The sequence below is a fragment of the Streptomyces chengmaiensis genome, from assembly GCF_029846775.1.
GTDB lineage: Bacteria > Actinomycetota > Actinomycetes > Streptomycetales > Streptomycetaceae > Streptomyces > Streptomyces chengmaiensis.
In genome coordinates this window covers 13,935-38,748 of record NZ_JARWBG010000058.1, presented here as the reverse complement: position 1 = coordinate 38,748, position 24,814 = coordinate 13,935, and the positions used below count along the sequence as shown (strand labels likewise).

The following is a 24,814-nucleotide window of genomic DNA, read 5'->3' as shown; positions in this document are numbered from 1 at the left end:
CCGCCGGCCTCGCCGCGCTCCCCCGCAGCCGCGCCCGCCAGCGCCGCACGCGCTCTGGCCGCGCCCGCCGCCGCGTCGCCGACCACGCGGGCGGCGTCGGTGTCCCGCAGGGCGGCCGTGGAGCGGGACGGCTCCCACTGCCTGCCGCGCTTGCCCGCGTCCATCGCCTCGTTGGCGAGCCGGTCCGCGTGCTTGTTCTTCTCGCGGGGGATCCACTCGTATGTCACCTGGGACGCGGGGAGGATCCGCGCCGCCTCGGCCGCCAGCGGCTTCATGTCCGGGTGCTTGATCTTCCAGCGGCCCGACATCTGCTCGACGACGAGCTTGGAGTCCATGCGGACGCGCACGGTGGCGTCGGCGGCCAGTTCCCGGGCGGCGGTCAGTCCGGCGATCAGGCCCTTGTACTCCGCGACGTTGTTCGTGGCGACGCCGATGTACTCCGCGCGCTCGGCGAGCGTCTCGCCCGTCGCCGCGTCCCGGACGACCGCGCCGTAACCGGCCGGGCCCGGGTTCCCCCGCGAGCCGCCGTCCGCCTCGACGATCAGCTCGGAAATCCGCGCGGCAGCCATCAGAGGCCGGACTCCGAGGTGCGCACCAGGATGCGGCGGCAGTTCTCGCACCGTACGACGGCGTCGGGAGCCGCGGCGCGCACCTCGTTCAGCTCGGTGATGTTCAGCTCCAGGCGGCAGCCTTCGCAGCGGCGCTGGTAGAGCCGGGCCGCGCCGATGCCGCCCTGCTGGACGCGGAGCTTCTCGTACAGGGCGAGCAGGTCCGCCGGGACGGACGCCGCGACGACCTCGCGCTCCTTGGTGACGGATGCGATCTCGCCGTCGATCTCCTGCTGGGCGGCGTCGCGTCGGCCGTTCGCGTCGTCGGCCTTGGCCTGGACGGAGGAGACGCGTTCGGTCAGTTCGGCGACCCGCTCCTGCGCGGCTTCCCGGCGCTCCATCACCTCCAGGACCACGTCCTCCAGGTCGCCCTGACGCTTGGCCAGGGAGACGATCTCGTGCTGGAGGCTCTCCAGGTCCTTGGGCGAGGAGACCGCGCCGGAGTCCAGGCGCTGCTGGTCGCGCACGGCGCGCTGGCGCACCTGGTCGACGTCCTGCTCCGCCTTCGTCTGCTCGCGGGCGCAGTCGCTCTCCTCCGTCTGCGCGGCCACCAGCAGGTCGCGCAGCTGGTTGAGGTCCTTGGTCAGCGACTCGATCTCGGCGTGCTCGGGCAGGGACTTGCGCTTGTGCGCGAGCTGCGACAGGCGCACGTCCAGGGCTTGGACGTCGAGGAGTCGGATCTGGTCGGCGGGCGCGGCGTTCAGTTGGGGGCTCCAGAAGGATGGTGGGTTGACCAGGGGTCGGTGACCGTCTTCGAGACGTGGACGCGCAGGTCCCAGCCGTGGCGGTCGGAGATCTCGTCGAGTTGGGCGGCGGCCTGCTCGCACCAGGGCTGCTCGGTCGCCCAGTGCGCTGCGTCGACCAGCCCCAGCGGTGAGTCCGGCAGGGAGTGCTGTACGGCCTCGGAGGCCGGGTGGTGGCGCAGGTCTGCGGTGAGGAAGGCGTCCACGCCCGCGGCCCGTACGACGTCGAAGAGGCTGTCGCCCGAGCCGCCGCTGACCGCGACGGTGCGGACGGTCGCCTCCGGGTCGCCCGCCGTGCGGACGCCCTGCGCGACGGCGGGCAGCCGCTCGGCCGCGCGCGCCGCGAACTCCCGCAGGGTGAGCGGGTGGTCCAGCTCGCAGATCCTGCCGAGGCCGCGGCGTCCGGCCGGGTCCGAGGGGTCGGGCAGCAGGGGGCGTACGACCCTGAGGTCCAGCGCGCCCGCGAGCGCGTCGGAGACTCCGGGGTCGGCGGTGTCGGCGTTGGTGTGCGCGACGTGCAGCGCGATGTCCTGCTTGATGAGGGTGTGCACGACGCGGCCCTTGAAGTGGGAGGCCGCGACCGTCGTCGTACCGCGCAGATAGAGCGGATGGTGTGTGACGAGCAGTTCCGCGCCCAGCTCCACCGCCTCGTCGGCGATCTCCTGGACGGGGTCGACGGCGAACAGCACACGGGTGACCTCGGCGTCCGGGTCACCGCAGACCGTGCCGACGGCGTCCCACTGCTCGGCCCGCTCAGGGGGCCAGAGGGCGTCGAGCGCGGCGATCACTTCAGACAGACGGGGCACGGGGGCAAGGCTACCTGCCTGCCGCACCCCGAAGCCCATGGGTCGGACCCGTGCGGCATGCGCGGGTTGCACGGGGCTGCGGCCCGGCGCGACGGCCGGAGCCGTGGCACCGCGGTCGGCGCTACGGCAGCAGAAAGCCGCGCGGATCGTCGGGCCCTGGTCGGCCGCGGTGACGCCGAGGCCCCGGTACCAGGTCTCGTCCGGAACGTCCTTGGCCCGGCTCGCCTTGACCGCCTTGACCGCCTTGACCGCCTTGACCGCCTTCAGCTTCTTCCACAGCGGGTTGGAGCTCACAACCGATTCGTCGCCCCGCCACCCGTATGTGTGAAGACGCACAGCTCGCATTGTTCGGCTGGAAGTGCGAAAACTAGCTTCAGTACTGGAGGTGACGATTCGGTTACACGCTCCCCGGCCTGAAGGCCTGGGGCTTGCCTCCTGGTAAGGGGCGTAAGCCGGTGTGACCAGACCGAGCCATCACCAACAAGGAGGTGACCGAGATGGCTACGTATCGCGTAGGGCAGAAGACCGACCGTGCTGTGCTTCACCAGCAGCTCGCTCTCGAATTCGAGTCAGCAGACACCCCCCGGAGCAGGGACGAAACGGGGCTCGGAGGCCGTGAGGCATCCGGCGCGGTACATGGTCGAGGTGAGATCCCCGCCGCTTCACCTGGCGGCGGGGGCGTCACCCCGGACCCTGCGGTTCGGGAGACGGGGCGTGAGTCCCACCCGTACGTGTTCGTGCTCGACGAGCACGGCATTCCGTTGCAGCCCACCACGCCTGCCAGGGCGCGGAAGCTGCTGAAGAAGGGACGTGCTGTTGTTCACCGTCACACCCCGTTTGTCATCCGTCTCAAGGACCGCGTCGTCGCCGACTCGGAGGTGGACGGGGTAGAACTGGGCATCGACCCCGGCTCCAAGCACACCGGCATCGCCGTGTTCACCGCCGTCGCGGGGGAGCGACGCGGCAGGTTCGCGGTGCAGCTCGACCATCGGGGCGCGACCTTACGGAAGAAGCTGGAGCAGCGCTCGGCCTACCGGCGCGGACGCCGCGCCCGCAATCTGCGCTACCGCGCCCCCAGGTTCCTCAACCGCACCCGCCCGGACGGCTGGCTCGCCCCCACCCTGCATCACCTGGTGGCCACCATGATGTCGTGGACTGCACGCCTCGCAAGGTGGACTCCCGTCCGCGCCGTGCATGTGGAGCGGGTCGCGTTCGACACCCACGCCATCTCTGCTGGCCGCCCGCTGGAGGGGGCCGAGTACCAGCACGGCACCTTGGCGGGTACGGAGATCCGCGAATACCTCCTCGCGAAGTTCGGCAGGGCGTGCGTGTACTGCGGGGTCACCGGGGTGCCGCTCAACATCGACCACGTACATCCCCGCTCACGAGGCGGTAGCGACCGCGTATCCAACCTGGTGCTGGCGTGCATCCCGTGCAACGAGGCCAAGTCGAACCGCCCCGTGGAAGAGTTCGCCCCCAAGCGGGCAGCCGACATCCTCAAGCGGGCAAAGGCCCCGTTGCGGGACGCGGCAGCGGTCAACTCGACCAGGTGGGCACTGTGGCGGGCACTCGACAGCATGCTCCCCACCCACACCGTGAGCGGGGGCCGCACCAAGTGGAACCGCACCAAGTGCCGCCTGCCCAAGACCCACACCCTCGACGCCCTCAACGTCGGCAAACTCGACACGATCACCGAAACCGTCACTACCGTGCTGGTCGCCGGGTGCGCGGGACGCGGCACACATGCCCGCACGAGGCCCGACAAGCACGGATTCCCCCGCCTGCGCATGCCCCGCAAGAAGCAGTTCTTCGGCTTCGCCACTGGCGACCTCGTCCGCGCGGTCGTCCCCACCGGGAAGAACGCCGGGACCCACACAGGCCGAGTCGCCGTACGCGCCACCGGCAGCTTCAACATCACCACCGCCCACGGAACCGTCCAAGGAATACGGCACAAACACGTCCGCCTGCTCCAGCGGGCCGACGGATACGCCTACACCACTCAGCCCGAGGGGCCGACTGCGGCAGCGCGGTAGGTGGACGCCGATCCGCCCTGGCGGCGAATAGGCTCTTCCTGCCCTACTCCGCAGGAGCTCCAGTTCCTCCCCCGGCTGAAGCCGGGGGCATCCCTGGAGGAAACCTGATGACAGCCTGTGCCATCGACACCGCCGCGGAGCAGCACGGCGCGGCGGGGTGTACGGGGGGTTCGGTTCGTACGGGGTATCCGGGCGGGGGGTATCCGGTCCGCGCGGGGCTGACCATCAGCGCGGACGGCACCTACGCCGCGAGGCTCGCCGGTCAGGGCGACGCGCTGTTCCCGGAGCGTTGGACGCTGGACGGCCCCGAGCCGTACGCCGTCCCGCTGCCGCTCGACCAGCCCGAGGAGCGCGACGCCGAGGTGCTTCCGCTGAGCGACGGCCGGGTGCTGATCCGGCGGCGCGTCGCCTCGCGCATCGCCTTCTCCCTGCTCTATCCGGCCGGGCCGGGAACGGGCGAACTCCCGCTGGGAGCGGTCGAGTCGGCGGAGCTGACGCTGCTGCCGCCGTCACCGGACGGGATGCGCGCCTATGCGCTCGCCGGCGGCGCGCGCTCCACCGTGATCTGGCTGGTCGCCGGCGGGTCCTTCGGCCCGGAGCGGGTGGCCGAGGTGCCGGGGCGCTGCACGGGCGGGGTGTGGCTGGACCGTACGGGGCGGCTGCTGGCCCTGGACCGGCAGCTGGACGGCGGCCCGGTGAAGGCGGTGGCGGTGGATCTGGCGCGCGGCGGGGAGGTGACCCCGCTGCTGCAGATCACCGACGAGAGCGACGACCGGCTGCTGCTCGCCGACCCCGACAGCGGGCTGCTGCTGATCCGGTCCAACGCCCCGGGACCCGGCCAGGACCGCATGTGCTGGGGGGTGCTTGGCAGCACCCGCCCGGCCCGCTTCCCCGACTGTCTGCGGCTGCCGGACGCGGCGCTGACCCCCTTCGCCGTACAGCCGGGGCAGATGCTGATGCCGGAGAACTGCACGGTGGCGCTGCGGATCGACGGCCCGTCGGGCAGCGGCCTCGGCGTCTGGCGGCCGGCGGAGCGGCGGCTGCGGCAGCTGCCCGTCCCGCAGGGATGGCTGGCGGGAGCGGGGCTGGTGAACCGGGACGGCGTGGTGCAGCTGCCGTATGCGACCCCGGCTGCACCGTGCGGCGTGGCCCGCGTCGAGACGGACGCGGCGCAGCCGGAGCCGCAGCCCGCGCCCCAGGCCACTCCGCAGCCCCCGCCTCAGGCCATGCCTCAGGCCATGCCTCAGGCCATGACGCCGACCGAGCCCCGTCCCGCGCCGTGCCCCGTCCCGCCTCCGGCGCCCGCCGGAGCCCCGGCGGAACGGCCTCCGACGCACCCCGCGCACCCGCCGCAGCCCGCGCCGCGGGCGGCGTCCGCGCAGCCCGCGCCCGCCGCAGGAGCCGAGGCGCCCGGGGGTGCGTGCCGGCCCGTGCCGCTGCAGCAGGCTCCGCTGACCACCCGCGCGACCGCTGGTTAGACTCTCGGGCCGGGGGCTACGCAGCCGCACCGGCCGTACACCTGCGGTAACACCTGGGGTGACGCGGTGCTGCGGTGTCATGCGGTTCTGTGCAAAGCTCCGTGACACGTAATCAGCGATCACGACGGGGTGACATCCCACTATGTCTGAAGCCTCAACCGACACGACCCAGACGCGTCCGCAGCCCGCGGCCGCGGAACGGGCCGACGCCGGCGGCTCCGGGAAACACCGCGGCATCGCGGCGACGTCGGAGGACTCCTCGGCTCCGGCGCAGGGCCGCCACCGCCGCACATCGGCGGAACAGCGGGCGAGCTGACCGCCCGCCGGGAACCCGTGAAGGAAATCCGTGAAGGGGCCGCCGCGGCGGCCCCTTCACCCGATCGGGCCCCGCCGGCTGCCGAGCCTGCCGAACCATCCACCGCGCCCCGACCGGCCGCCGGGCTCCGAACCAGCCGCCGCGCCCCGACCGGCCGCCGCGCCCCGACCGGCCGCCGAACTCCGAACCAGCCGCCGCGCCCCGACCGGCCGCCGAACTCCGACGGGCCGTCGGATCAGCCCCGCTTGAGGCCCAGCACCTCGCTCGCCGCGAACGTCTCCCCTGCCGGACGCCCCGCGAAGTATCCGCCCACCGTCCGATCCAGTTCCTCGAAGGTGAACACCTCCTTCTCCGCGTCGAACTTCGCCGCCACCCTGGGCCGTTCCACGACGGCCGCCATCCCGCCGTGCACCACCAGCAACTGCCCGTTGACCCGGGCCGCCGCGGGGGACGCCAGATAGCCCACCAGCGGAGCGACATGCTCGGGCGCGAGCGGATCGACCTCGCCGCCCTCCGGTTCGGCGAAGCCCGCGAAGACGTCCTCGGTCATGCGGGTGCGGGCCCGCGGGCAGATCACATTGGCGGTGACCCCGTACTTGGCCAGCGCCAGGGCGGTGGAGGTGGTCAGCCCGACGATGCCGCCCTTGGCCGCTGCGTAGTTGGGCTGGCTCGCCGAGCCCGCCAGGAACGCCTCGGAGGAGGTGTTCACGATCCGGCCGTAGACCGGACCGCGGCCCTCACCCTGGCCGCGCTCCTTACCCGGGCCATGGCCCTCACCCTGGCCGGTCCCCTCACCGGACTTGAAGCGCTCGCGCCAGTGCACCGCGGCGAAGTGGGTGGTGTTGAAGTGGCCCTTGAGATGGACCCGTATCACCGAGTCCCACTCGCTCTCGCTCATCGCGAAGATCATCCGGTCGCGCAATATGCCCGCGTTGTTGACCAGGATGTCCAGTTTCCCGTAGGTGGAGACGGCCAGTTCGACGAGATCGCGTGCGGAGTCGTAGTCGGCCACATCGCCCAGATGCGGGACGGCCCGGCCGCCCGCGGCGCGGATCTCGGCCGCGACAGCCTCGGCCGGGGCGGCGGACGCCTCGCCGGAACCGTCGCGTCCGGGCCGGCCGTAGTCGTTGACGACCACGGCCGCGCCCAGCCGCGCCAGCTCCAGGGCCTCGGCGCGGCCGAGACCGCGGCCCGCGCCCGTGACGATCGCGCTCAGCCCCTCGAGCGGCAAGGACATGCTGCACTCCCGCCCTTCACGGCTCACAGCTCGACGCAGGTGCGCAGGGCCGCGCCCGTGCGCATCTGGTCCAGAGCGTCGTTGATCCCGGCGAGCGGCACCCGGTGGGTGATCAGCCCCTCCAGGTCGATCCGGCCGGCCCGCCAGAGCGCAATGGCCCGCTCGTACGAGGTGCGCACATCCCCGCCCCCGTACATGGAGGGCAGAATCCGCTTCTCGTCGAAGAACAGCTCGAACATATTGAGTTGGAGGACGTCGTCCGCGGCACCCGCGCCGACGATGCACAGCGTGCCGCCGCGCCGGGTGGTCTCGTATGCGGTGCGGGCGGTGGCGGACTTGCCGACGACCTCGAAGACGTAGTCGAAGCCCTCGCCCGCGGTGATCCGCTGCTTGGCGTCGGCCAGCCCGTCGGGCGCGACGGCCTCGGTCGCCCCGAAGCGGAGGGCCGCCTCGCGGCGGGAGGCGACGGGGTCGACGGCGACGATCTGCGCCGCGCCCTTCAGCCGTGCGCCCTGGACCGCGGAGATGCCCACACCCCCGCAGCCGATGACGGCGACCGAGGAAGCGGGCGCCACATCCGCGGTGTTGACCGCCGCGCCGAGACCGGTGGTCACCCCGCAGCCGATGAGCGCGGCGATGTCGAACGGCACATCGTCGGGGATCGGCACGGCGCAGCCCGCGTCTACGACGATCTCCTCGGCGAAGGCGCCGGTCCCGGCGAAGCCGAAGACGTCCCCGGCAGGACGTTTGAAGTTGGGGGTGCCCGCGTTCATGAAGCCCGCCAGGCACAGCTGGGTCTGGCCGCGTTTGCAGGAGGGGCAGACGCCGCAGGCGGGCAGCCAGCACAGCAGCACCCGGTCCCCCGGAGCCACGGCGGTGACGCCGTCGCCGACGTCCAGGATCTCGCCCGCGCCCTCATGGCCGGGGACGAAGGGCGCGGGCTGCGGCAGCACGCCGTTCATCGCGGAGAGGTCGGAGTGGCACAGCCCGGTGGCACGGACCCTGATCCTCACCTTGCCGGGGCCGAAGCCCACGGCTTCGACGTCGTCGAGGACGTCGAGCTTGTCCTGGCCTGTCTCGTGCAGTACGGCTGCGCGCATGCTGCGGCTCCAATCGTGCGAATCAGCCGGTCAGGAGTGTTCAACGACGGTGTCGGCGAGGACCGGGGCGTCGTCCCGGTCCGCCGCGGCGACGGCGGCCCGTACCGAGCCGTTCTCACGCCACATGCGGATGCGCAGGGTCTCCCCGGGATAGACGACCCCGGCGAAGCGGGTGGCATAGGACCGCACCCGCGTCACATCCCCGTCGAGGAGCGTGTCGACGACCGCCTTGAGCGTCATCCCGTAAGTGCACAGCCCGTGCAGGATGGGCCGGTCGAATCCGGCGCGCTTGGCGAACTCCGGGTCGGCGTGCAGCGGGTTCCAGTCGCCGGACAGCCGGTACAGCAGCGCCTGGTCCTCCCGGATGCGGCGCTCCTCGATCCGGTCGGGCTCGCGGGCGGGCGGCTCGGCGCGCTGGGAAGGCCCGCGCTCGCCGCCGAAGCCGCCCTCTCCCCGTACGAAGATCTGCGAGTCGCACGTCCACAGCGGGCCGTCGTCGTCTGCGGCCTCGGAGCGCAGCACGATGACGGCGGCCTTGCCCTTGTCGTAGACGGCGGCGACGCGGGCGGCCGTGGCGGCCCGGCCGCTGACGGGGATGGGCCGGTGCAGCCGCACGGTCTGGCCGCCGTGCAGGACGGACGCGAGGTCGACGTCGATGCCGGGCGCGGCGAGGCCGCCCATCATGCCCATGCCCGCGCCCGCGACGGTGGCGAAGCTCGGCAGCACCTGCAGCCGGGATTCGAGGGTGTAGCGCAGCTCGTCGGGGTCGGCGGCGGGGACTCCCGCGCCGATGCCGAGGTGGTAGAGCTGGACGTCCTTGTGGTCCCAGCGGATCTCGGCGCTGCGGGGTTCCGCGGCGACGGCCCTGGCTGCGTCAATGGGCATGGGGCTGCTGCTCCTCGAGGAGTGGAAGACCTCGGCACGGCCGTCCGCACCGTCGGCCGCACCGAGGTCGTACGGAGGACCGGCCCGGACCTCGTATGAGAACACGTTCTAGGGCCGGATCGCCCCCATGTATAACGCAGGCTCCGATACTTGTGAAGACTCCTGACTATACGTCAGATAGTCCCGTGCGACTGCGCCTCGGGGCTCCGTCGAGGCAGCCAGAGCAGCATCAGGACGGCCGCCGCCAGCAGCACGCCCACACCGGTGCGGAACGCCGTCGCATACCCGTCGGTCAGCGCCTCGGCACTGGCGCCGCCCGCGGTGCGGGAGGCGGCGACGGTCGACAGCACGGCGAGGCCCAGCGCCCCGCCCATCGTGCGGGACGTGTTGATCACCCCGGAGACCAGGCCCGCCTCGCCGGGCGTCGCGCCCGAGGTGGCGAGCGTGGCGAGCGGGGTGACCGCGAGGCTCACACCGGACATCATCAGCAGCCCGGGCAGCATGATGGTGGTGACATAGCCGCCGTCCGCGGTCATCGTGGACTGCCAGGCGTAGCCCGCGGCCGCGGTCAGCGCACCGGTCACGGCGGCCTTCCGGCCGCCGACCAGGGCCATCAGCCGGGGTGCGAGATGCGACCCCGCGAGGAAGCCCAGGGACGACGGGATCAGCGCGAGACCGGCCTGCGTGGGGCTGTAGTCGAGCACGTTCTGCGCGTACAGCGTCATGAAGTACCACATGGCGAAGGACGCGGAGCCCAGGATGAGCATCGCGACGTTCGCGGCGGACACGGACCGCGCCCGGAACAGCTTCAGCGGCATCAGCGGACGTTCGGTCCGCGACTCGACGGCGATGAAGACGGCGAGAAGCGCCGCCCCGCCGAGGAGCGGCAGCAGCGTCCCCGGGGCCGTCCAGCCCGACGCCTCGGTCTGCACGATCCCGTAGGCGAGGGTGCCGAGACCGGCCGTGACCAGCACCGCGCCCGGAAGGTCGAGGCGGCGGCCGCCGCCCGCGCGGGTCTCCGACAGCCACAGCGCGCCCAGCACCACGACGGCCGCGCCCACGGGCACGTTGATCAGCAGCGTCCAGCGCCAGGACAGCGCGTCGGTGAGCACTCCCCCGACGAGCCCCCCGGTCGCGCCGCCCGCCGCGCCGACCGCGGACCATACGCCGATCGCCCGTGTGCGGGCGGGCCCTTCGGGCACACAGGACGTCACCAGGGCGAGTGTGGACGGGGCGAGCACGGCCGCCCCCAGCCCCTGCGCGGCGCGGGCGGCGAGCAACTGCCAGCCCTCCTGCGCCATCCCGCCCGCCAGCGAGGCGGCCGAGAACAGCCCGAGCCCCACCAGGAACATCCGCTTCCGCCCGTACAGATCCCCGGCCCGGCCGCCGAGCAGCATAAAACCGGCGAAGGCGATCGAGTACGCGTTCACCACCCACTGCAACCCCAGGGCGCTCAGCCCGAGGTCGGCCCGCATCGACGGCAGGGCGGTGTTGACCACCGACACATCGAGGACGACGAGGAACTGCCCTGCGCAGGCGGTCAGCAGCACCGCCCACGAGGGGGCGGCGCGGCGTCGGTCGAATTCGGCGCTTCGGACAGCGGGGAGTTCTGAGGGGGCTTGGACCATGCCTGTCATGGTCGCAGTAGATGAGTGCCCCGTACACCAGTTGATCAATACCTCGTTACATCGGGGGATCCACTGCCGGTCGCGGGTCCTAGGACCTCGGCTCAGCCGCCGAGGGCGGAACGTTTCGCCGCAGTGACGAACGCGGTGAACGCCGCCGGGGCGACGGCGAAGGCGGGTCCGTCGGGGTTCTTGGAGTCGCGGACGGCGACACGGCAGGGCTGGGGGGAGACCTCGACGCACTGTCCACCGGTGTTGCCGCTGTACGACGACTTACGCCAGGCGGCTGCGCCGAGCGGGGCGCACTCGACGCACTCCCCGCCGGTGTCAGCGCTGTACGACGATTTACGCCACCGTGCGCCCGTCAGGTCCGGGATGCTTCCCATAGCGCTCCTCCATTACGCGGGCGATCAGTGCCGCCGAGTCCTCTACAGAGAGGGCAGCGGCCTGAACGTGAGCGTAACGAAGCGCGGCTTCCCTGACATCGTCAGGGTTGGCCGTCATATGCCCGGAGACAAGATCCTCTGTGTAGACGAGGTCGGGATCGCGCTCAAAGCGCAGGATGTTGAAGGAGCCGATCAGGCTCGCATGCTCACCAGCCGCGAAGGGCAGCACCTGGATCTTGATCCACCGGTGCCCGGAAAGCGTCAGCAGGTGCGCGAGTTGAGCGCGCATCACCTTGGCTCCGCCCACCGGCCGGTGCAGGGCCGCTTCGTCCAGCACGACCCAGAGCATGGGGGGCTGCTCGCGCGCGAGGATCCGCTGGCGCTCCATCCGCGCTGCCACCAACTCCTCAAGTCTGTCAGGCATTCCGCTGGCCAGCACCGCGCGGGCGTACTCCTCGGTCTGGAGCAGTCCATCCACCAACTGCGCCTGGTAGGAGGCGATGTAGGTGGCCCGCGCCTCCATGTCAGCGTATGGCTGGAACCAGGTCGGCAGCTGGTTGCGCAGCACCAGTCCCACCAGCCGGGAGAAGGTCCCGTCCGTACCCAGCGCCGCGTCCAGTCGTTCCGAGAAGTCCCGCGTCGGCATCCTCCGGCCTGACTCGATGTGGCCGATCTGCGAACCGGTGCAGAAGACGCAGCCGCCGAGGTTCTCCTGACTGAGCTGTGCCGCTTCCCGCAGCCGGCGGAGTTCGGAGCCGTAGTAGGCCAGCGGAGATGCGCTGGGATCGAGCTGACGAGTCTTGTCCACCATGACGAGCACCCCCAAGCCAACGCCGTACGCACCGCACGGCGTGCGATCAGTCCACGGTCGACCGTATGAGCGCTCGCACATGCCGGTGATATGAATCACCCGACGACCACCCGAGTGAGGGACGCCTACGATGTGACCGCCCAGTAAGCACCCACGCCGTACGCCCCGGAGGAACCCCATGGCCCCCAAGCCGGAGATACTCGCCGCCTTCGAGGCCGCGAAGGGCTTTATGCCCGTGGACGAGGGGCTGGCGCTGTACGTGGCGGCCGTCGAGGCGGGAGGGCTCGGGCTGCCGCTGCTGGAGGTGGGGACGTACTGCGGGCGGTCCACGATCCTGCTCGCGGACGCCGCACGTGAAACGGGCACGGACGCCGTGACCGTCGACCACCACCGCGGCAGCGAGGAGCAGCAGCCGGGGTGGGAGTACCACGACCCGGAGACCGTGGATCCGGAGGTCGGCCGGATGGACACGCTGCCGGCGTTCCGCCGCACGCTGCACCGGGCGGGTCTGGAGGAGCACGTCATCGCCGTGGTCGGGCGGTCCCCGCAGGTGGCGCGGGTGTGGGCGAAGCCGCTGGGGCTGGTCTTCATCGACGGCGGGCACACCGACGAGCATGCGACGGCCGACTACGAGGGGTGGGCCCCGCATCTCGCGGACGGCGGACTGCTGGTCGTGCACGACGTGTTCCCGGACCCGGCGGACGGCGGCCAGGCCCCGTACCGCGTCTACCGGCGGGCGCTGGGGTCCGGTGCGTTCACGGAGGTCTCCGTCACCGGATCGCTCCGTGTACTGCGCCGCACCGGCGCGGGCATCTGAGCTGCGGCGCATGTCCGGGCTAGCATCCCCATCGTGAGCGAACGCCCCGGGCCGTACGAGCAGCGCCCGCCCCTCCCCGTACTCCGGCGGACCCGCGTCCTGGCCGTGACGCTGACCGCGCTGGCCGTGACCGCGCTGGCGGGGTGCGGCGGCACGGCTGTCGGCGACGGGCAGGGCCGGACCAAGGAGGCGCTGCCGCAGCCGGGCCGGTCGACCGTCGAGGGGGCGGCGCCCTCCGCCGCCCCCAGTCCGTCCTCGTCGCAGCCGCTCGCCGGAAAGACCGTGGTCATCGACCCGGGGCACAATCCCGGAAACTTCGACCATCCGCGCGAAATTGCTGAACAGGTTGATATCGGCACCAATAGCAAGGATTGCGATTCCACGGGCACGGCCTCCAATGACGGCTACCGGGAGGCCGAATTCACCCTCGACGTTTCTCGCCGCCTGCGTGATCTGCTGGAAAAGCAGGGGGCGACGGTGAAACTCACCCAGGACGACGACCGGCCCTATGGCCCCTGCATCGACGAGCGGGCGCGCATCGGCAACGAGGCGGAGGCGGACGCCGTGCTCTCCGTCCATGCCGACGGGTCGGCCTCCGGCAACCGCGGGTATCACCTGATCCTCCCCGCCCTGGTCAAGGAGGGCGGCGCGAACACGAGCAAGATCGTGGGGCCGTCCCGTGAGCTGGGGGAGCACATCGCCGAGGAGTTCGGGCAGGCAACCGGAACCGAGCCCTCCAACTATGTCGGCGGCGGCACGGGCCTGCATGTGCGGGACGATCTCGGCGGTCTCAATCTGTCGACCGTGCCCAAGGTGTTCATCGAATGCGGCAATATGCGGGACGCCAAGGACCTTGCGCTGCTGGAGAGTCCGGAGTGGCGGCAGAAGGCCGCTCAGGGAATGGCCAACGGCATCACCGCGTTCCTCGCCGGGTAACAGTCGTCGGGTAAGAGTCATCGGACGACGGACTTCAGGTAACACTCCCTGTCACACTGCGATACCGGGCGGACGACCGGCTCGGGCAGACGATAGATTCACCTCTACGATGGGGAGCACCCCCGAAGCTCCGCGCCGTGCATCCGCCTGCACCGGCGGCAGCGACGACCGCCCCGATGAGACGACCGACGAAGGACTTATACGTGAACATCCGCTCCCTCACTCGAGGCGATGGCGTGGTGATCGGAGCAGCGGTGTTGCTGTTCATCGCCTCGTTCCTCGAGTTCACCAGCTTCGACTGCCCCAGCAGCGGCGGGTGTCCCAGCGTGGACCTGCCCAACGCCTGGGACAATCTGGGCCTTTTGATGAGCATGTTCCTCTCTGGCGTCATCGGCGCAGCGCTGATCGTGGTGAGCCGTGCCATGCCGGGGCGGAAGATCGTGGGCATCGACCTCGGCCAGTTCGGGGTCGCGTTCTCCATCTTCGCCGCGTGGACGGCGTTCTGGACGGTCATCGGCATGGACCCGGACGCCGGCGCGGGTGCGATCGTGGGGCTGCTCGCCGCACTGGTGCTCGCCGCAGGCGTCATCGCCGCCCCGCTGGTGTCGGCTCTGAAGGCCCCGCTCATGGGCGCGCCGCGTCCGGCCGCCCCGCAGCCGTACGGCGCCCAGCCGGGCGGCGCTCCCGGCGGCTACGGCTACCCGGGCGGCCAGCAGCCGTACGGGGCGCAGCAGCCCGGTCAGCCGCAGCCGTACGGGGCGCAGCCGCAGGCCGCCGACGCACAGGCGCAGGCCCAGCAGACGAGCGGCGGCGGGGACTTCACGCCGTTCTGGTTCGCGGTTCCGGTGGCCCGCCCGCTGTACGGCGAGGACGGCTCCCCGACGCCGATCGCCGAGCTGGCGCCCGGCACCTGGTATCTCGCGGTGGAGCAGCGCGGTCCCGGCCTGGTGGCCCAGACGCAGGACGGCCGCCGCGGCGTGCTGCAGGACACCACGGGCATCCAGCGCGGCTGACGCCGCGACGCCGCCTCCGGCGTACACCGTTCACGGCCCCTCGCCCTTCCGGGCGGGGGGCCGTTGCCGTACCCTGACGCACCGTCAGAAACCTGTGGGCTCGGGAGGGGTGGAGGGGTGGGCATGCGCCTGGGACTCGCGCTCGGTTACTGGGGCCGGGGCCCCGACCCCCGCCATCTGGAACTGGCCCGGGAGGCCGAGCGGCTGGGCTATGACTCGGTGTGGACGGCGGAGGCATGGGGCTCGGACGCCTTCACCCCGCTGACCTGGATCGCCGCGCACACCTCCCGTATCCGGCTGGGCACGGCGGTGGCACAGATGGCGGCGCGCTCCCCCACCGCCACGGCGATGCACGCGCTCACCCTCGACCATCTCTCCGGCGGGCGGATGCTGCTGGGCCTGGGGCTTTCCGGACCCCAGGTGGTGGAGGGCTGGTACGGCAGGCCGTTCCCCGCGAGCCCGCTGACGGCCACCCGGGAGTATGTGGAGGTCGTCCGGCAGACCCTGCGACGGGAGGGGCCCGTGCGGCTGGAGGGGCGCTACTGCTCCCATCCGTACGCGGGCGAGGACGGCACCGGCCTCGGCAGACCGCTCAAGTCGATCACCCATCCCCTGCGGGCCGGCCTTCCGGTGCTGCTGGGCGCGGAAGGGCCGAAGAACATCGCCCAGACGACCCGTATCGCGGACGGCTGGCTGCCGCTGTACTGGTCGCCGATGCGGACGGACGTGTACGAGGCGTCCCTCGGCGGACTCCCCGACGGCTTCATGATCGCCCCGCTGGCCCGTGCGGCGGTCTGCGACGACGTGGCCGAGGGGCTGCTGCCGGTCAAGGCGATGCTCGGCTTCTACATCGGCGGCATGGGCCACTCCGCCCGCAACTTCCATGCGGACCTGATGGCCCGCATGGGCTTCGAGCCCGAGGCGCGCCGCATCCAGGAGCTGTTCGCGCAGGGGCGGCGGGAGGAGGCGGTGCTGGCCGTGCCGGACGCCTTCGCCGACGAGATCTCCCTGATCGGCCCGCGGGAGCGGATCGCCGGCCGGCTGGCGGCCTGGCGGTCGGGCCCGGTGACGGACCTGCTGGTCACGGCCCCGAACATGGAGACGCTGAGAGTGCTGGCAGAGCTGAACGGGTAGATCTGGCCGCCCTGCCCGCCCCGGACCGCTGCACTGGAGGCACGGGCCGTTTCCTTCGGAGCGCCGATGCGTTGTCGATGCCAACAGCATCTCTCGCCCGAAGGAGCCCCGCTATGGCAATCGGCACCGTGAAGTGGTTCAACTCCGAGAAGGGGTTCGGGTTCATCAGCCCGGACATGGGAGGAGCCGATGTCTTCGTGCACTACAGCGAAATCCAGAGCTCCGGTTTCCGGACCCTTGAGGAGAACCAGAAGGTCGAGTTCGAACTCGGCCAGGGGACGAAGGGGCCGCAGGCGCAGCAGGTTCGACCCATGTGACGCTCGGCAGGCCCGGGGGACCGAGCCCTACCGTGAGCTGTCGGCGCAGCACTCCGGGGGCAGCCCCGTCGGGAGGCGTTCGCCGCCGAAGACCGCGACCGTCGCCTCGTCGCCGCCGAGCGCGGCCACGGCGAGCAGCAGGGAGCCCGCCGTCCAGGTGGTCTGCTCCTCCGGCCAGACGGCGCGGTCCTCGAAGACATAGCCCGTCCAGTACATGCCGCCCTCGGCGCGCAGATGGCGGATCGACTGGAGGATCTCCAGGGCCCGGTCGGATTCGCCCATCACCCAGAGCGCGAGGGCCAGTTCGCAGCTTTCGCCGCCCGTGACCCACGGGTTGGGCAGCACACAGCGGACGCCGAGGCCGGGGACCACGAAGTCGTCCCAGCGGTCCTCGATGCGGGCCTTGGCCTCCGCACCGGTGAGGGCGCCGCCGAGGACGGGGTAGTACCAGTCCATCGAGTAGCGGCTCTTGTCGAGGAAGCGCTCCGGGTGGCGGCGGATGGCATGGGCGAGCGCACCGGCCGCCAGCTCCCAGTCGGGCTGCGGCTCCTCTCGCTCGTCGGCGATGGCGAGGGCGCAGCGCAGCGCGTGGTGGATGGAGGAACTCCCGGTCAGCAGCGCGTCGTTGACGGGGGTTCCGTCGTCCTCCCGCTTCCAGCCGATCTGGCCGCCGGGCTGCTGGAGCGCCAGGGTGAACTCGATCGCCGCGTGGACGCGGGGCCACATGCGGTCGAGGAAGGCGTCGTCGCCGGTGGAGAGGTAGTGGTGCCAGACGCCGACGGCTATGTAGGCGCAGAAGTTGGTCTCACGGCCCAGGTCCGTGGGCCGGTCGGCCTCGCCGTCGTGGTACGCGGCGTACCAGGAGCCGTCGTCGTTCTGGTGCCGTGCCAGCCACTCGTACGCGCGGGCCGCGGCCTCGTGCTCGCCGGCCGCGTCCAGCGCCATCGCGGCCTCGGTGTGGTCCCACGGGTCGAGGTGGTGGCCGCGGAACCAGGGGATCGCGCCGTCCTCGCGCTGTGCGGCGCGTATCCCGGCGACGGTCTCGGCGGCCTGCTCGGCGGTGAGGACACCGGTCAGGGCGAGATGTTCGGTCCGCTCGGACGGCGTCATCCGGCGAGGCCCGCGGAGTCGCCGGAACGGCCCGGTCCGCCGGGGTGGTCGGGCTGGTGCGGCTTCGTCGCGTATGCCACGAAGCTCTTGCCGATCAGGGGGTTGAGCGCCTGTTCGGCGACCCGCGTGGCCAGGGGCTTCTTCATGATGTCCCAGACCAGCAGCTTGTGGTACGCGCGCACCGGCAGCGCCTTCTCGTTGTCGACGCCGAACGCGCACTTGAGCCACCAGTACGGGGAGTGGAGCGCGTGCGCGTGGTGTGTGCCGTACGGCTTGAGCCCGGCCTCCCTCATCTTGGCCAGCAGTTCTTCGGCCCGGTAGATGCGGATATGGCCGCCCTCGACCTCGTGGTAGGCGTCGCTGAGCGCCCAGCAGATCTTCTCCGGGCCGTAGCGGGGGACGGTGACGGCGATCCGGCCGCCGGGCTTGAGGACCCGGACCATCTCGGCGAGCACACCCTTGTCGTCGTGGATGTGCTCCATCACCTCGGAGATGATCACGACGTCGAACGACTCGTCGGGGAAGGGGAGGTTCAGCGCATCGCCCTCCATGGCCGTGGCGGTCGCGCCCTGCGGGGCCTCCCCCGCCTCCTTCATGGCCGCGAACCACTTCGCCACCTCGCGGATCTCCTCGCCGTTCTGGTCGAGGGCCACGACCTGGGCACCCCGCCGATAGCACTCGAACGCATGCCGCCCGGCCCCACAGCCAAGGTCCAGCACACGATCGCCCGGCGCGAGCGGGAATCGGGAGAAGTCGACGGTCAGCAAGGAGTCAGCCCTTCGGGATACGTCATGTCTCGGGCCGCGAAGCGGCCGATGCCGGGCGGTGCGGCGGCGGCGCGGGCGTCCTGCCCCGGGGGCCGCAGCGTGGGCCGGGGGCCCACGCCCCCGGCCGCGGAGCGGGAAGTACCGGCCCAGGCGGCCGCAGTGCGGGCCACTGCCCCCGCCGCGCAGCGGCCGGAACGGCCAGCCGGCCCAGGCATGGGCCGGAGGTCCACGGCCCAGCCGGCGCAGCGGCCGATGCCGGGAGCCATCGCGGTCGTGGACCACAGGCCCACACCCCGGGCCGCGGAGCGGCCGGGAGACAGCCGCACCCCACACCGAGAGCCGGACCCCGGCACCCTGGGCGTGGGCCACAGGCCCGCACCCCCGGCCGCGGAGCGGGCGGGAGACAGCGGCGCGGAGTGGCCGGGAAACAGCGGCGCGGAGTGGCGGAGCACCGTCACCGCACCGCCCCCGCCGCGGCGATCGACTCGCGGTACCGCTCCACCGTCCCCCGTGCGGCCCGCGCCCAGGTGAAACGATCCAGCACCCGGGCCCGGCCCGCCGCGCCCAGACGGGTGCGGAGTTCCGCGTCGCCGAGCAGTCGGCCGAGCGCCGCGGCCAGCGCGCCCGCGTCGCCGGGCGGGACCGCCAGACAGGTCTCCCCGTCGGGGCCGGCGACTTCGGGGATCGCCCCACCGGTGGTGGCGACCAGCGGCGTCCCCGTGGCCATCGCCTCCGCGGCGGGCAGCGAGAACCCCTCGTACAGCGACGGGACACACGCGATCTGCGCCCCGCGCACCAGGTCGACGAGCTGCTCGTCCGAGATGCCCTTGACGAATTCGACGGCGCCCTCGAGCCCGTACCGCTCGATCATCTGTGCGACGGGCCCGTCCTCGGCGCGCTTGCCGACGACCACGAGGTGTGCGTCCGGGTGCTCGGTGCGGAGCTTGGCGAGCGCCTCGACCAGGTGGACAAGACCCTTGAGCGGGACGTCCGCGCTGGAGGTGGTGACGATGCGCCCGGGAACCTCGGCGACGGCCGGATCGGGTGAGAAGAGGTCGGTGTCGGCGCCGATGTGCACGACGTGGATGCGCTCCGGGCGCACCCCGAGGTGGTCGACGATCTCCTGCCGGGAGGAGCCGGAGACGGTCAGCACGGACGGCAGCCGGCGCGCCACCCGCTTCTGCATCCTGGTGAACCCGTACCAGCGGCGTACGGAGGCGCGCCGCTTCCAGCCGTCGGCGGCGTCCAGTTCGAGCTGCCGGTCCACGGTGATCGGGTGGTGCACGGTGGTGACGAGCGGCGCGCCGAGGTCGCCGAGGAGCCCGTACCCGAGCGTCTGGTTGTCGTGGACGACGTCGAACTCGCCGCGCCGCGCGGCGAGGTGGCGGCGGGCCCGCAGGGAGAAGGTGAGCGGCTCCGGGAAGCCGCCGGTCCACATGGTGGCGACTTCGAGGGCATCGACCCAGTCGCGGTACTCGTCGCGCTTCGGCGTCCGGAAGGGGTCGGGGCTGCGGTACAGGTCGAGGCTGGGCAGCTCGGTGAGGGTCACGCCCTCGTCGAGCACGGGGTAGGGCTGGGCGCCGACGACCTCGACGCGGTGCCCGAGGCGGGCCAGCTCGCGCGACAGATGGCGGACGTAGACGCCCTGGCCGCCGCAGAACGGATTGCCCTTGTAGGTGAGGAGCGCGATGCGCAGCGGAGCGTCACCGCCGCCGTCGCCCCGGCCGCCCTGGGCCTCCCGGCCGGTCCTGCCGTCCTGACCGTCCTGACCGGCCCTGCTGCCCCTGTCCCGGACGCGGTCCGCACGGGGACCCGCTGCTATGGCCTCAGCGGTCACTCGCGGCCCCCTTCTCGCTGCGTTTCGCGGGAGCGTAACCGCTCGCGCTAATCTAGAACAAGTTTCAGACTTGATCGCTCAAGGAGCTCCGAATCTACCGGCAGGTAGCGCAGCTGTAAGGGCCGGAACAGGTGATTCGCGCCACGGCGGAGCCCCTGCCATGCTGTGAGGTCCGCAGAGGTCCGCAGAGGTCCGCAGAGGTCCGCAGAGGTCCGCAGAGGTCCGCACATGCACCGGGAACAGGACGACGGGACAGATGACAGCAGCGGAAGCCACGTCGAAGTCGCCGGCAGGATCGAGGGCGGGCGCGGGGCTCAAGGGGGCGCCGCTCAAGGAGGCCACGCCGCCCTTGACGGAGCGCCAGGAGGCGCGCCGCCGCCGCATCCTGCACGCCAGCGCCCAGCTCGCCAGCCGCGGCGGCTTCGACGCCGTCCAGATGCGCGAGGTCGCCGAGGCGGCGGAGGTCGCGCTCGGCACGCTCTACCGGTACTTCCCGTCCAAGATCCATCTGCTGGTCGCCACCATGCAGGACCAGCTGAGGCATCTGCACTCCACACTGCGCAAGAAGCCCCCGGCCGGCGACACCGCGGCGGAGCGGGTGGCACAGACGCTGATGCGGGCGTTCCGCGCGCTCCAGCGGGAGCCGCAGCTGGCGGACGCCATGGTCCGCGCGCTCACGTTCGCCGACCGCAGCGTGAGCCCCGAGGTGGACACGGTCTCCCGGCTGACCACGGCGATCATCCTGGACGCGATGCGCCTGGAGGACCCCACCCCGGAGCAGCTGTCCGCGGTGCGGGTGATCGAGCACACCTGGCACTCGGCACTGATCACGTGGCTGTCGGGGCGGGCGTCGATCGCCCAGGTGAAGATCGACATCGAGATGGTCTGCCGGCTGATCGACCTGACGACGCCGTCAACCGGCGATTGACATTTGCTATCACCACCTATTGCATGCTTGATACCATTGCTCCATGCCGATGATCACAGTGGAGTTCACGGACGAAGAGCTCGCCGAGGCCAAGGCGCACGCCGCCTCGCTCGGCAAGTCCATGCGCGCCCATGCACACGACATAATCGTCGCGGACGCCCAGCGCGCGGCCTTCCTCAAGGACGCCGACAAAACCGTCGCCTACTACATGGACGTCTTCAAGGACGCCCCCGAGGGACTGCGTTGAGCCCTGTCATCCGGGTCGACGCAGGCTGGATCCTCGACATCCAGACGCGCGTCTCTCCCCTGAACACGCCGATCGCCGACTGGGGCGCGCTCCACGTCATGGCCGACCGCCATATCTACGAGCAGCCCCATGGCCAGCCCTACTACGAAGTACCAGCCGCCCGCGCGGCCACGCTGCTCCAGTGCGCAGTCCTGCTACGGCCGTTCACCGAGTACAACTCCGTGATCGGCTGGGCATGCGCCGACCAGTACATGGCCGCGTCCGGCGAGGCCATCACCCCTCCGAAGCCAGATGAGATCCACTTGCTGACCGGCGCGATCAGAGCCCAGGAAGCGGATCTCCGCGACATCGCCCGAGCCATCGCCTCCTGGCGATGACCGGCACGGGGAGCCGACCTACTCCTCCGGCGGGAACACCGGCTCCCCGCTCTCCCGCAGGGTGATCGCGATCGCCTCCACCGGACAGCTCTCCGCCGCCGCCAGGATCTCCTCGTCCGCGTCGGTCTCCGCCGACCTCGGGTGCGACTGGCGGGCGGCGTCCAGCCGGAAGCCGTCCGGGGCGTGGCCGACGCACATGCCGGAGCCGATGCAGACCCCGCGATCCACCTCCACATGCCAGCGGTCCCCCATCGCCTCAGCCCTCCCCGTATCCGGCGGGCAGATGGATCATCTTGTGCTCCAGGTACGCGCCGAACCCCTCAGGGCCGAACTCCCGCCCCACGCCGGAGTTCTTGTAGCCGCCGAACGGGCCGAGCATGTCCAGGCTGAAGGTGTTGACGTTGTACGTTCCCGTTCTGATGCGCCGGGCGAAGTCGACGCCGCGCTCTGCGTCGGCCGTCCAGACGCTGCCGCTGAGGCCGTAGTCGGAGTCGTTCGCGATCTTCGCGGCCTGGTCCTCGTTCCCGTACGGCAGCAGGCAGATCACCGGGCCGAAGATCTCCTCGCGCGCGACGCGCATCGCGTTGTCGACGCCTCCGAAGAGGGTCGGCTCCACATACCAGCCGCGCTCCAGGCCGTCGGGGCGGCCGCCGCCGGTGAGGATCTTCGCGCCTTCCTCCTGGCCGATCCTGATGTAGTCGAGCGAGCGCTGCTGCTGACGCCGGGCGACCAGGGGGCCGACCTGGGTGGCCGGGTCCAGCGGGTCGCCGACGGTCAGTGCGCGCGCCGCGGCCGTGAACGCCTCGGCGATCTCCTCGTACCGGCCGCGCGGCGCAAGGATGCGGGTCTGCGCCACGCACGCCTGCCCGTTGTTCATCCAGGCCGCGGGAACGATCCCGGCGACGGCAGCCTCCAGGTCGGCGTCCGGGAGGATGACGGCCGCCGACTTGCCGCCCAACTCCAAGGTCACACGGGTGAGATGGCGCGAGGCGACCTCCATCACACGCTTGCCCGCCGCGACCGAGCCGGTGAAGGAGACCTTGTCCACGCCGGGGTGCCCCACGAGGTACTCGCTGACCTCGCGGTCGGCGGGCAGGATCGACAGCACGCCCTCGGGCAGCCCGGCCTCCCGGACGATGTCGGCGAGGATGTACGAGTCGAGAGGCGACTCGGGGGACGGCTTGAGCACCGCCGTGCAGCCGGCGAGCAGCGCGGGCCCCAGCTTCGCGGCGGACGTGAACTGCGGGACGTTCCACGGCACCACCGCCGCCACCACCCCGACCGGCTCCCGCCGCACCAGGATCGGCCCGAGGACCCCGGAGCGCCGCTCCTCGTACGCCGTGTGGTCACGCGCCACGGTGATCGCCGCGTCCCACACCATCATCGCGCCCAGGGCCTGAGCGAGGACGCTCCATGAATAGGGGGAGCCGTTCTGCGCGCTGATGGAGCGGGCGATCTCCTCGTGCCGCGCCATGACGGCGTCCTTGATCCGGGCGACCACGGCTATCCGCTCCTGGAGCGGCAGACGCGGCCACGGCCCTTCGTCGAACGCCCGGCGCGCCGCGGCCACGGCCCGGTCGACATCCGCGCGCGAGGCGTGCGGCACCCGTCCGATGACCTGCTCGGTGTGCGGCGAGACGACCTCGATCACCCCGTCGCCGTCAGGGTCGGCGAACTCCCCGCCGATGAACAGCTTTCCGTGTTCCGCAAGGTCGGTCATGCCGCCGCCTTCCAACAGCCGAGCTGACACTTTTTCAGAACTGATACCAGTTCTAGTTAAAGTAGTCCACGGAACCGACGAAAACGCCCCCGACCAGCGATTTCCCGTTGATCGAGGGCGCATTGCGGACCCTTGGGCCGTCAGGGGGCCGTCGGGCGCTTGTGGGCCGTGCGATACATCCCGTCCACCGCCTTGCGCGTGCGCGTCTCGCTGCTCGGCATGAGGTGCGTGTAGGTGCGCAGGGTGAACCCTGCGTCAGCGTGACCCAGGTAGGCGCTGAGAGCCTTGATGCTCTCCCCGGCATCGAGCAGCACCGAGGCGTAGAAGTGCCGTAGCGCGTGCATGCCGTCCTCGCGCGCTTCCTTGTAGCGCTCCCCAGGACCAGGCTTGGGGATCACGCCCGCTTCGGCCAGAGCCGGTTTCCAGGCGTGCGCGTTGAAGGCGTTGCGCCAAACCGCCCCGCCCTCCACCGCGGTGAAGTACACGAGCTTGGTCACCGGATCGCCGTCGGGGCGGAGCCACGGCAAGGTGATCTCAACAGGCGGGAAAGCCGTCATGTGCTCGGCGAGCGCGAAAGCCACCGCGTCGGGCAGCGGCACGTCACGGAGCTTGCCGTTCTTCGGCGGTGCGAAGACCAGCCGCCGATCCACAATCTTGATCTGCTGCGTCACATGCAGCACGCCCGCCAGCGGGTCCACCTCATCCACGGGAAGACCGAAGATCTCGCCCTGTCGCAGTCCGCATCCGGCACCGACGTCCACCATGGCCCGGAAGTGCTCGGGAAGGCCCCGCCGGACAGCGAACACGCGGTCAGCCGACCATGGGGTGACGCGTCCGGGAGCTGACTTGGGACGCCGAACGGACCGGGCCCGACAGGGATTGTGGGCGAGACAGCCGTCATCCACGGCAGCGGAGAGCACGGCCGAGACATTGCCGAAGATCACGCGTCGGGTTGATCCGGCCCCGCCTTCATCCTCAAGCCTCCGCACCCAGGCCCGGATGTCAGACGGCTGGAGCGATGCAAGCGCGCGGTTCCCCAGGTAGGGGAAGACATGCAGCCGCAAGTGGCGTTCCGTCCGCTCACGGGTCGTCAGGTCGCTCGTCTGCGCGCCCAGCCACTCTGTGGCGTACTGCTGAAAAGTGGTCTTGCCCGCCTTGGGGTCGAGGTACTGGCCGCGCGCCATGTCGGCCTCGATCTGAACGAGCCACTGGTCAGCGAGCCGCTTCTGTTTGTCGGGGAAGCTCTTGGACTTCTCCGTGCCGTCCGGGCCGATGTAGCGGGCCCGGTAGCGCATGCCCGTGCCGAAGCGGTCAGTCCTGACCTTGACCACCTTGCCGTCCTTGCCCGTAGTGGTCTTGTACCAGCGGTCCTGGATGTGTCCGGCCATCAGGCAGCCCCTTCCATGAGGGACTGGACCCAGGCGCGCACGTCCTCAGGGTCGAAGCGCAGATGACGGCCGACACGGAAGCCTCGCGGCCCCGTGTGCTTGCGCCGCCACTGGTACACCGTCTCGACCGGCACACCGAGCAGGTCAGCCAGGTCGATCGGCGTCAGATAGCGGTCCGGGAGCGGCCGTTTCACC

Annotated in this window: 27 protein-coding genes; 11 read left to right on the top strand and 16 right to left on the bottom strand. The window is 71.4% G+C overall.

Annotation, left to right across the window (positions count from 1 at the left end):
* The 3 genes from QCN29_RS31270 to QCN29_RS31260 form a co-directional block, all read right to left on the bottom strand.
* Positions 1 to 569: reverse transcriptase-like protein (locus QCN29_RS31270; RefSeq protein WP_279932397.1), on the bottom strand; the 569-nt coding region annotated here is incomplete at its 3' end.
* Positions 569 to 1,312, bottom strand: coding sequence for a zinc ribbon domain-containing protein (locus QCN29_RS31265; protein WP_279932406.1), 744 nt, complete (start codon positions 1,310 to 1,312; stop codon positions 569 to 571). The genes QCN29_RS31265 and QCN29_RS31270, both read right to left, overlap by 1 nt.
* A complete protein-coding gene (locus QCN29_RS31260) occupies positions 1,309 to 2,157 on the bottom strand; it encodes a Nif3-like dinuclear metal center hexameric protein (RefSeq protein WP_279932404.1) in 849 nt (282 codons plus the stop codon). Before QCN29_RS31260 ends, QCN29_RS31265 begins: the two co-directional genes overlap by 4 nt.
* A 731-nt stretch (positions 2,158 to 2,888) precedes the next feature.
* Between QCN29_RS31260 and iscB the strand changes: the two genes are divergently transcribed.
* The 3 genes from iscB (at position 2,889) to QCN29_RS31245 (ending at position 5,984) form a co-directional block, all read left to right on the top strand.
* The gene (gene iscB / locus QCN29_RS31255; protein ID WP_279932395.1) at positions 2,889 to 4,190 is read left to right on the top strand and encodes an RNA-guided endonuclease IscB; all 1,302 of its coding nucleotides are present in this window, start codon (positions 2,889 to 2,891) and stop codon (positions 4,188 to 4,190) included.
* A 107-nt stretch (positions 4,191 to 4,297) separates the two neighbouring features.
* On the top strand, positions 4,298 to 5,668 hold the full coding sequence (locus QCN29_RS31250) for a hypothetical protein (protein ID WP_279932394.1): 1,371 nt from the start codon (positions 4,298 to 4,300) through the stop codon (positions 5,666 to 5,668).
* 142 nt (positions 5,669 to 5,810) lie between these two features.
* On the top strand, positions 5,811 to 5,984 hold the full coding sequence (locus tag QCN29_RS31245; RefSeq protein WP_240139527.1) for a hypothetical protein: 174 nt from the start codon (positions 5,811 to 5,813) through the stop codon (positions 5,982 to 5,984).
* A 235-nt stretch (positions 5,985 to 6,219) separates the two neighbouring features.
* Here QCN29_RS31245 and QCN29_RS31240 read toward each other — a convergent pair whose 3' ends face one another.
* The 6 genes from QCN29_RS31240 to QCN29_RS31215 all read right to left on the bottom strand — a co-directional run bounded on the left by QCN29_RS31240 (position 6,220) and on the right by QCN29_RS31215 (position 12,025).
* Positions 6,220 to 7,221, bottom strand: a complete 1,002-nt coding sequence (locus QCN29_RS31240) for a 3-oxoacyl-ACP reductase (RefSeq protein WP_279932393.1) — start codon at positions 7,219 to 7,221, stop codon at positions 6,220 to 6,222.
* A gap of 23 nt (positions 7,222 to 7,244) precedes the next feature.
* Complete coding sequence (locus QCN29_RS31235; protein WP_279932392.1) at positions 7,245 to 8,321, bottom strand: Zn-dependent alcohol dehydrogenase; 1,077 nt, start codon at positions 8,319 to 8,321, stop codon at positions 7,245 to 7,247.
* 30 nt (positions 8,322 to 8,351) lie between these two features.
* Positions 8,352 to 9,206 (bottom strand): MaoC/PaaZ C-terminal domain-containing protein, encoded by an 855-nt coding sequence (locus QCN29_RS31230; protein ID WP_279932391.1) that lies wholly within the window; start codon positions 9,204 to 9,206, stop codon positions 8,352 to 8,354.
* A 173-nt stretch (positions 9,207 to 9,379) separates the two neighbouring features.
* Entirely contained in the window at positions 9,380 to 10,843 is a 1,464-nt protein-coding gene (locus QCN29_RS31225; protein WP_240139523.1) for an MFS transporter, read from the bottom strand.
* 92 nt (positions 10,844 to 10,935) lie between these two features.
* Complete coding sequence (locus QCN29_RS31220) at positions 10,936 to 11,217, bottom strand: DUF397 domain-containing protein (protein WP_240139522.1); 282 nt, start codon at positions 11,215 to 11,217, stop codon at positions 10,936 to 10,938.
* A complete protein-coding gene (locus QCN29_RS31215) occupies positions 11,177 to 12,025 on the bottom strand; it encodes a helix-turn-helix domain-containing protein (RefSeq protein ID WP_398860341.1) in 849 nt (282 codons plus the stop codon). The genes QCN29_RS31220 and QCN29_RS31215 overlap by 41 nt, the downstream gene beginning before the upstream one ends.
* Before the next feature lie 181 nt (positions 12,026 to 12,206).
* Between QCN29_RS31215 and QCN29_RS31210 the strand changes: the two genes are divergently transcribed.
* From QCN29_RS31210 to QCN29_RS31190, 5 genes are all read left to right on the top strand, one after another.
* Positions 12,207 to 12,845 (top strand): class I SAM-dependent methyltransferase, encoded by a 639-nt coding sequence (locus QCN29_RS31210; protein ID WP_279932388.1) that lies wholly within the window; start codon positions 12,207 to 12,209, stop codon positions 12,843 to 12,845.
* 105 nt (positions 12,846 to 12,950) lie between these two features.
* Positions 12,951 to 13,781, top strand: coding sequence for an N-acetylmuramoyl-L-alanine amidase (locus QCN29_RS31205; RefSeq protein WP_398860336.1), 831 nt, complete (start codon positions 12,951 to 12,953; stop codon positions 13,779 to 13,781).
* Between the two features lie 203 nt (positions 13,782 to 13,984).
* Complete coding sequence (locus QCN29_RS31200; RefSeq protein ID WP_240139519.1) at positions 13,985 to 14,794, top strand: DUF5336 domain-containing protein; 810 nt, start codon at positions 13,985 to 13,987, stop codon at positions 14,792 to 14,794.
* A gap of 123 nt (positions 14,795 to 14,917) precedes the next feature.
* Positions 14,918 to 15,928, top strand: coding sequence for an LLM class F420-dependent oxidoreductase (locus QCN29_RS31195; protein ID WP_279932387.1), 1,011 nt, complete (start codon positions 14,918 to 14,920; stop codon positions 15,926 to 15,928).
* A gap of 113 nt (positions 15,929 to 16,041) precedes the next feature.
* Entirely contained in the window at positions 16,042 to 16,245 is a 204-nt protein-coding gene (locus QCN29_RS31190; protein WP_240139517.1) for a cold-shock protein, read from the top strand.
* A gap of 27 nt (positions 16,246 to 16,272) precedes the next feature.
* On the opposite strand, the gene QCN29_RS31185 is transcribed toward QCN29_RS31190, so the two are convergent.
* The 3 genes from QCN29_RS31185 to QCN29_RS31175 all read right to left on the bottom strand — a co-directional run bounded on the left by QCN29_RS31185 (position 16,273) and on the right by QCN29_RS31175 (position 19,959).
* A complete protein-coding gene (locus QCN29_RS31185) occupies positions 16,273 to 17,355 on the bottom strand; it encodes a prenyltransferase/squalene oxidase repeat-containing protein (protein WP_279932386.1) in 1,083 nt (360 codons plus the stop codon).
* The gene (locus tag QCN29_RS31180) at positions 17,352 to 18,122 is read right to left on the bottom strand and encodes a class I SAM-dependent methyltransferase (protein ID WP_279932384.1); all 771 of its coding nucleotides are present in this window, start codon (positions 18,120 to 18,122) and stop codon (positions 17,352 to 17,354) included. The genes QCN29_RS31185 and QCN29_RS31180 overlap by 4 nt, the downstream gene beginning before the upstream one ends.
* A gap of 454 nt (positions 18,123 to 18,576) precedes the next feature.
* On the bottom strand, positions 18,577 to 19,959 hold the full coding sequence (locus QCN29_RS31175; protein ID WP_398860333.1) for a glycosyltransferase family 4 protein: 1,383 nt from the start codon (positions 19,957 to 19,959) through the stop codon (positions 18,577 to 18,579).
* Between the two features lie 256 nt (positions 19,960 to 20,215).
* Here QCN29_RS31175 and QCN29_RS31170 point away from each other — a divergent pair, with 256 nt between their 5' ends.
* The 3 genes from QCN29_RS31170 to QCN29_RS31160 are packed head-to-tail and all read left to right on the top strand — an operon-like array spanning position 20,216 to position 21,511.
* Positions 20,216 to 20,887 carry a TetR family transcriptional regulator gene (locus QCN29_RS31170; protein WP_240139514.1) on the top strand — a complete coding sequence of 224 codons (672 nt, stop codon included), beginning with the start codon at positions 20,216 to 20,218 and terminating at the stop codon, positions 20,885 to 20,887.
* Between the two features lie 43 nt (positions 20,888 to 20,930).
* Positions 20,931 to 21,134, top strand: a complete 204-nt coding sequence (locus QCN29_RS31165; RefSeq protein WP_279932383.1) for a hypothetical protein — start codon at positions 20,931 to 20,933, stop codon at positions 21,132 to 21,134.
* Complete coding sequence (locus tag QCN29_RS31160; protein ID WP_279932382.1) at positions 21,131 to 21,511, top strand: hypothetical protein; 381 nt, start codon at positions 21,131 to 21,133, stop codon at positions 21,509 to 21,511. The genes QCN29_RS31165 and QCN29_RS31160 overlap by 4 nt, the downstream gene beginning before the upstream one ends.
* An 18-nt stretch (positions 21,512 to 21,529) precedes the next feature.
* On the opposite strand, the gene QCN29_RS31155 is transcribed toward QCN29_RS31160, so the two are convergent.
* The 4 genes from QCN29_RS31155 to QCN29_RS31140 form a co-directional block, all read right to left on the bottom strand.
* Positions 21,530 to 21,763 (bottom strand): ferredoxin, encoded by a 234-nt coding sequence (locus QCN29_RS31155; RefSeq protein ID WP_279932381.1) that lies wholly within the window; start codon positions 21,761 to 21,763, stop codon positions 21,530 to 21,532.
* Between the two features lie 4 nt (positions 21,764 to 21,767).
* Entirely contained in the window at positions 21,768 to 23,231 is a 1,464-nt protein-coding gene (locus tag QCN29_RS31150; RefSeq protein ID WP_279932380.1) for an aldehyde dehydrogenase, read from the bottom strand.
* A gap of 140 nt (positions 23,232 to 23,371) precedes the next feature.
* Positions 23,372 to 24,619 (bottom strand): tyrosine-type recombinase/integrase, encoded by a 1,248-nt coding sequence (locus QCN29_RS31145; protein WP_279932379.1) that lies wholly within the window; start codon positions 24,617 to 24,619, stop codon positions 23,372 to 23,374.
* Positions 24,619 to 24,813: a helix-turn-helix transcriptional regulator gene (locus tag QCN29_RS31140; protein ID WP_279932377.1), complete on the bottom strand. Its 195-nt coding sequence runs from the start codon at positions 24,811 to 24,813 to the stop codon at positions 24,619 to 24,621. Before QCN29_RS31140 ends, QCN29_RS31145 begins: the two co-directional genes overlap by 1 nt.
* Position 24,814: the final 1 nt, after the last annotated feature.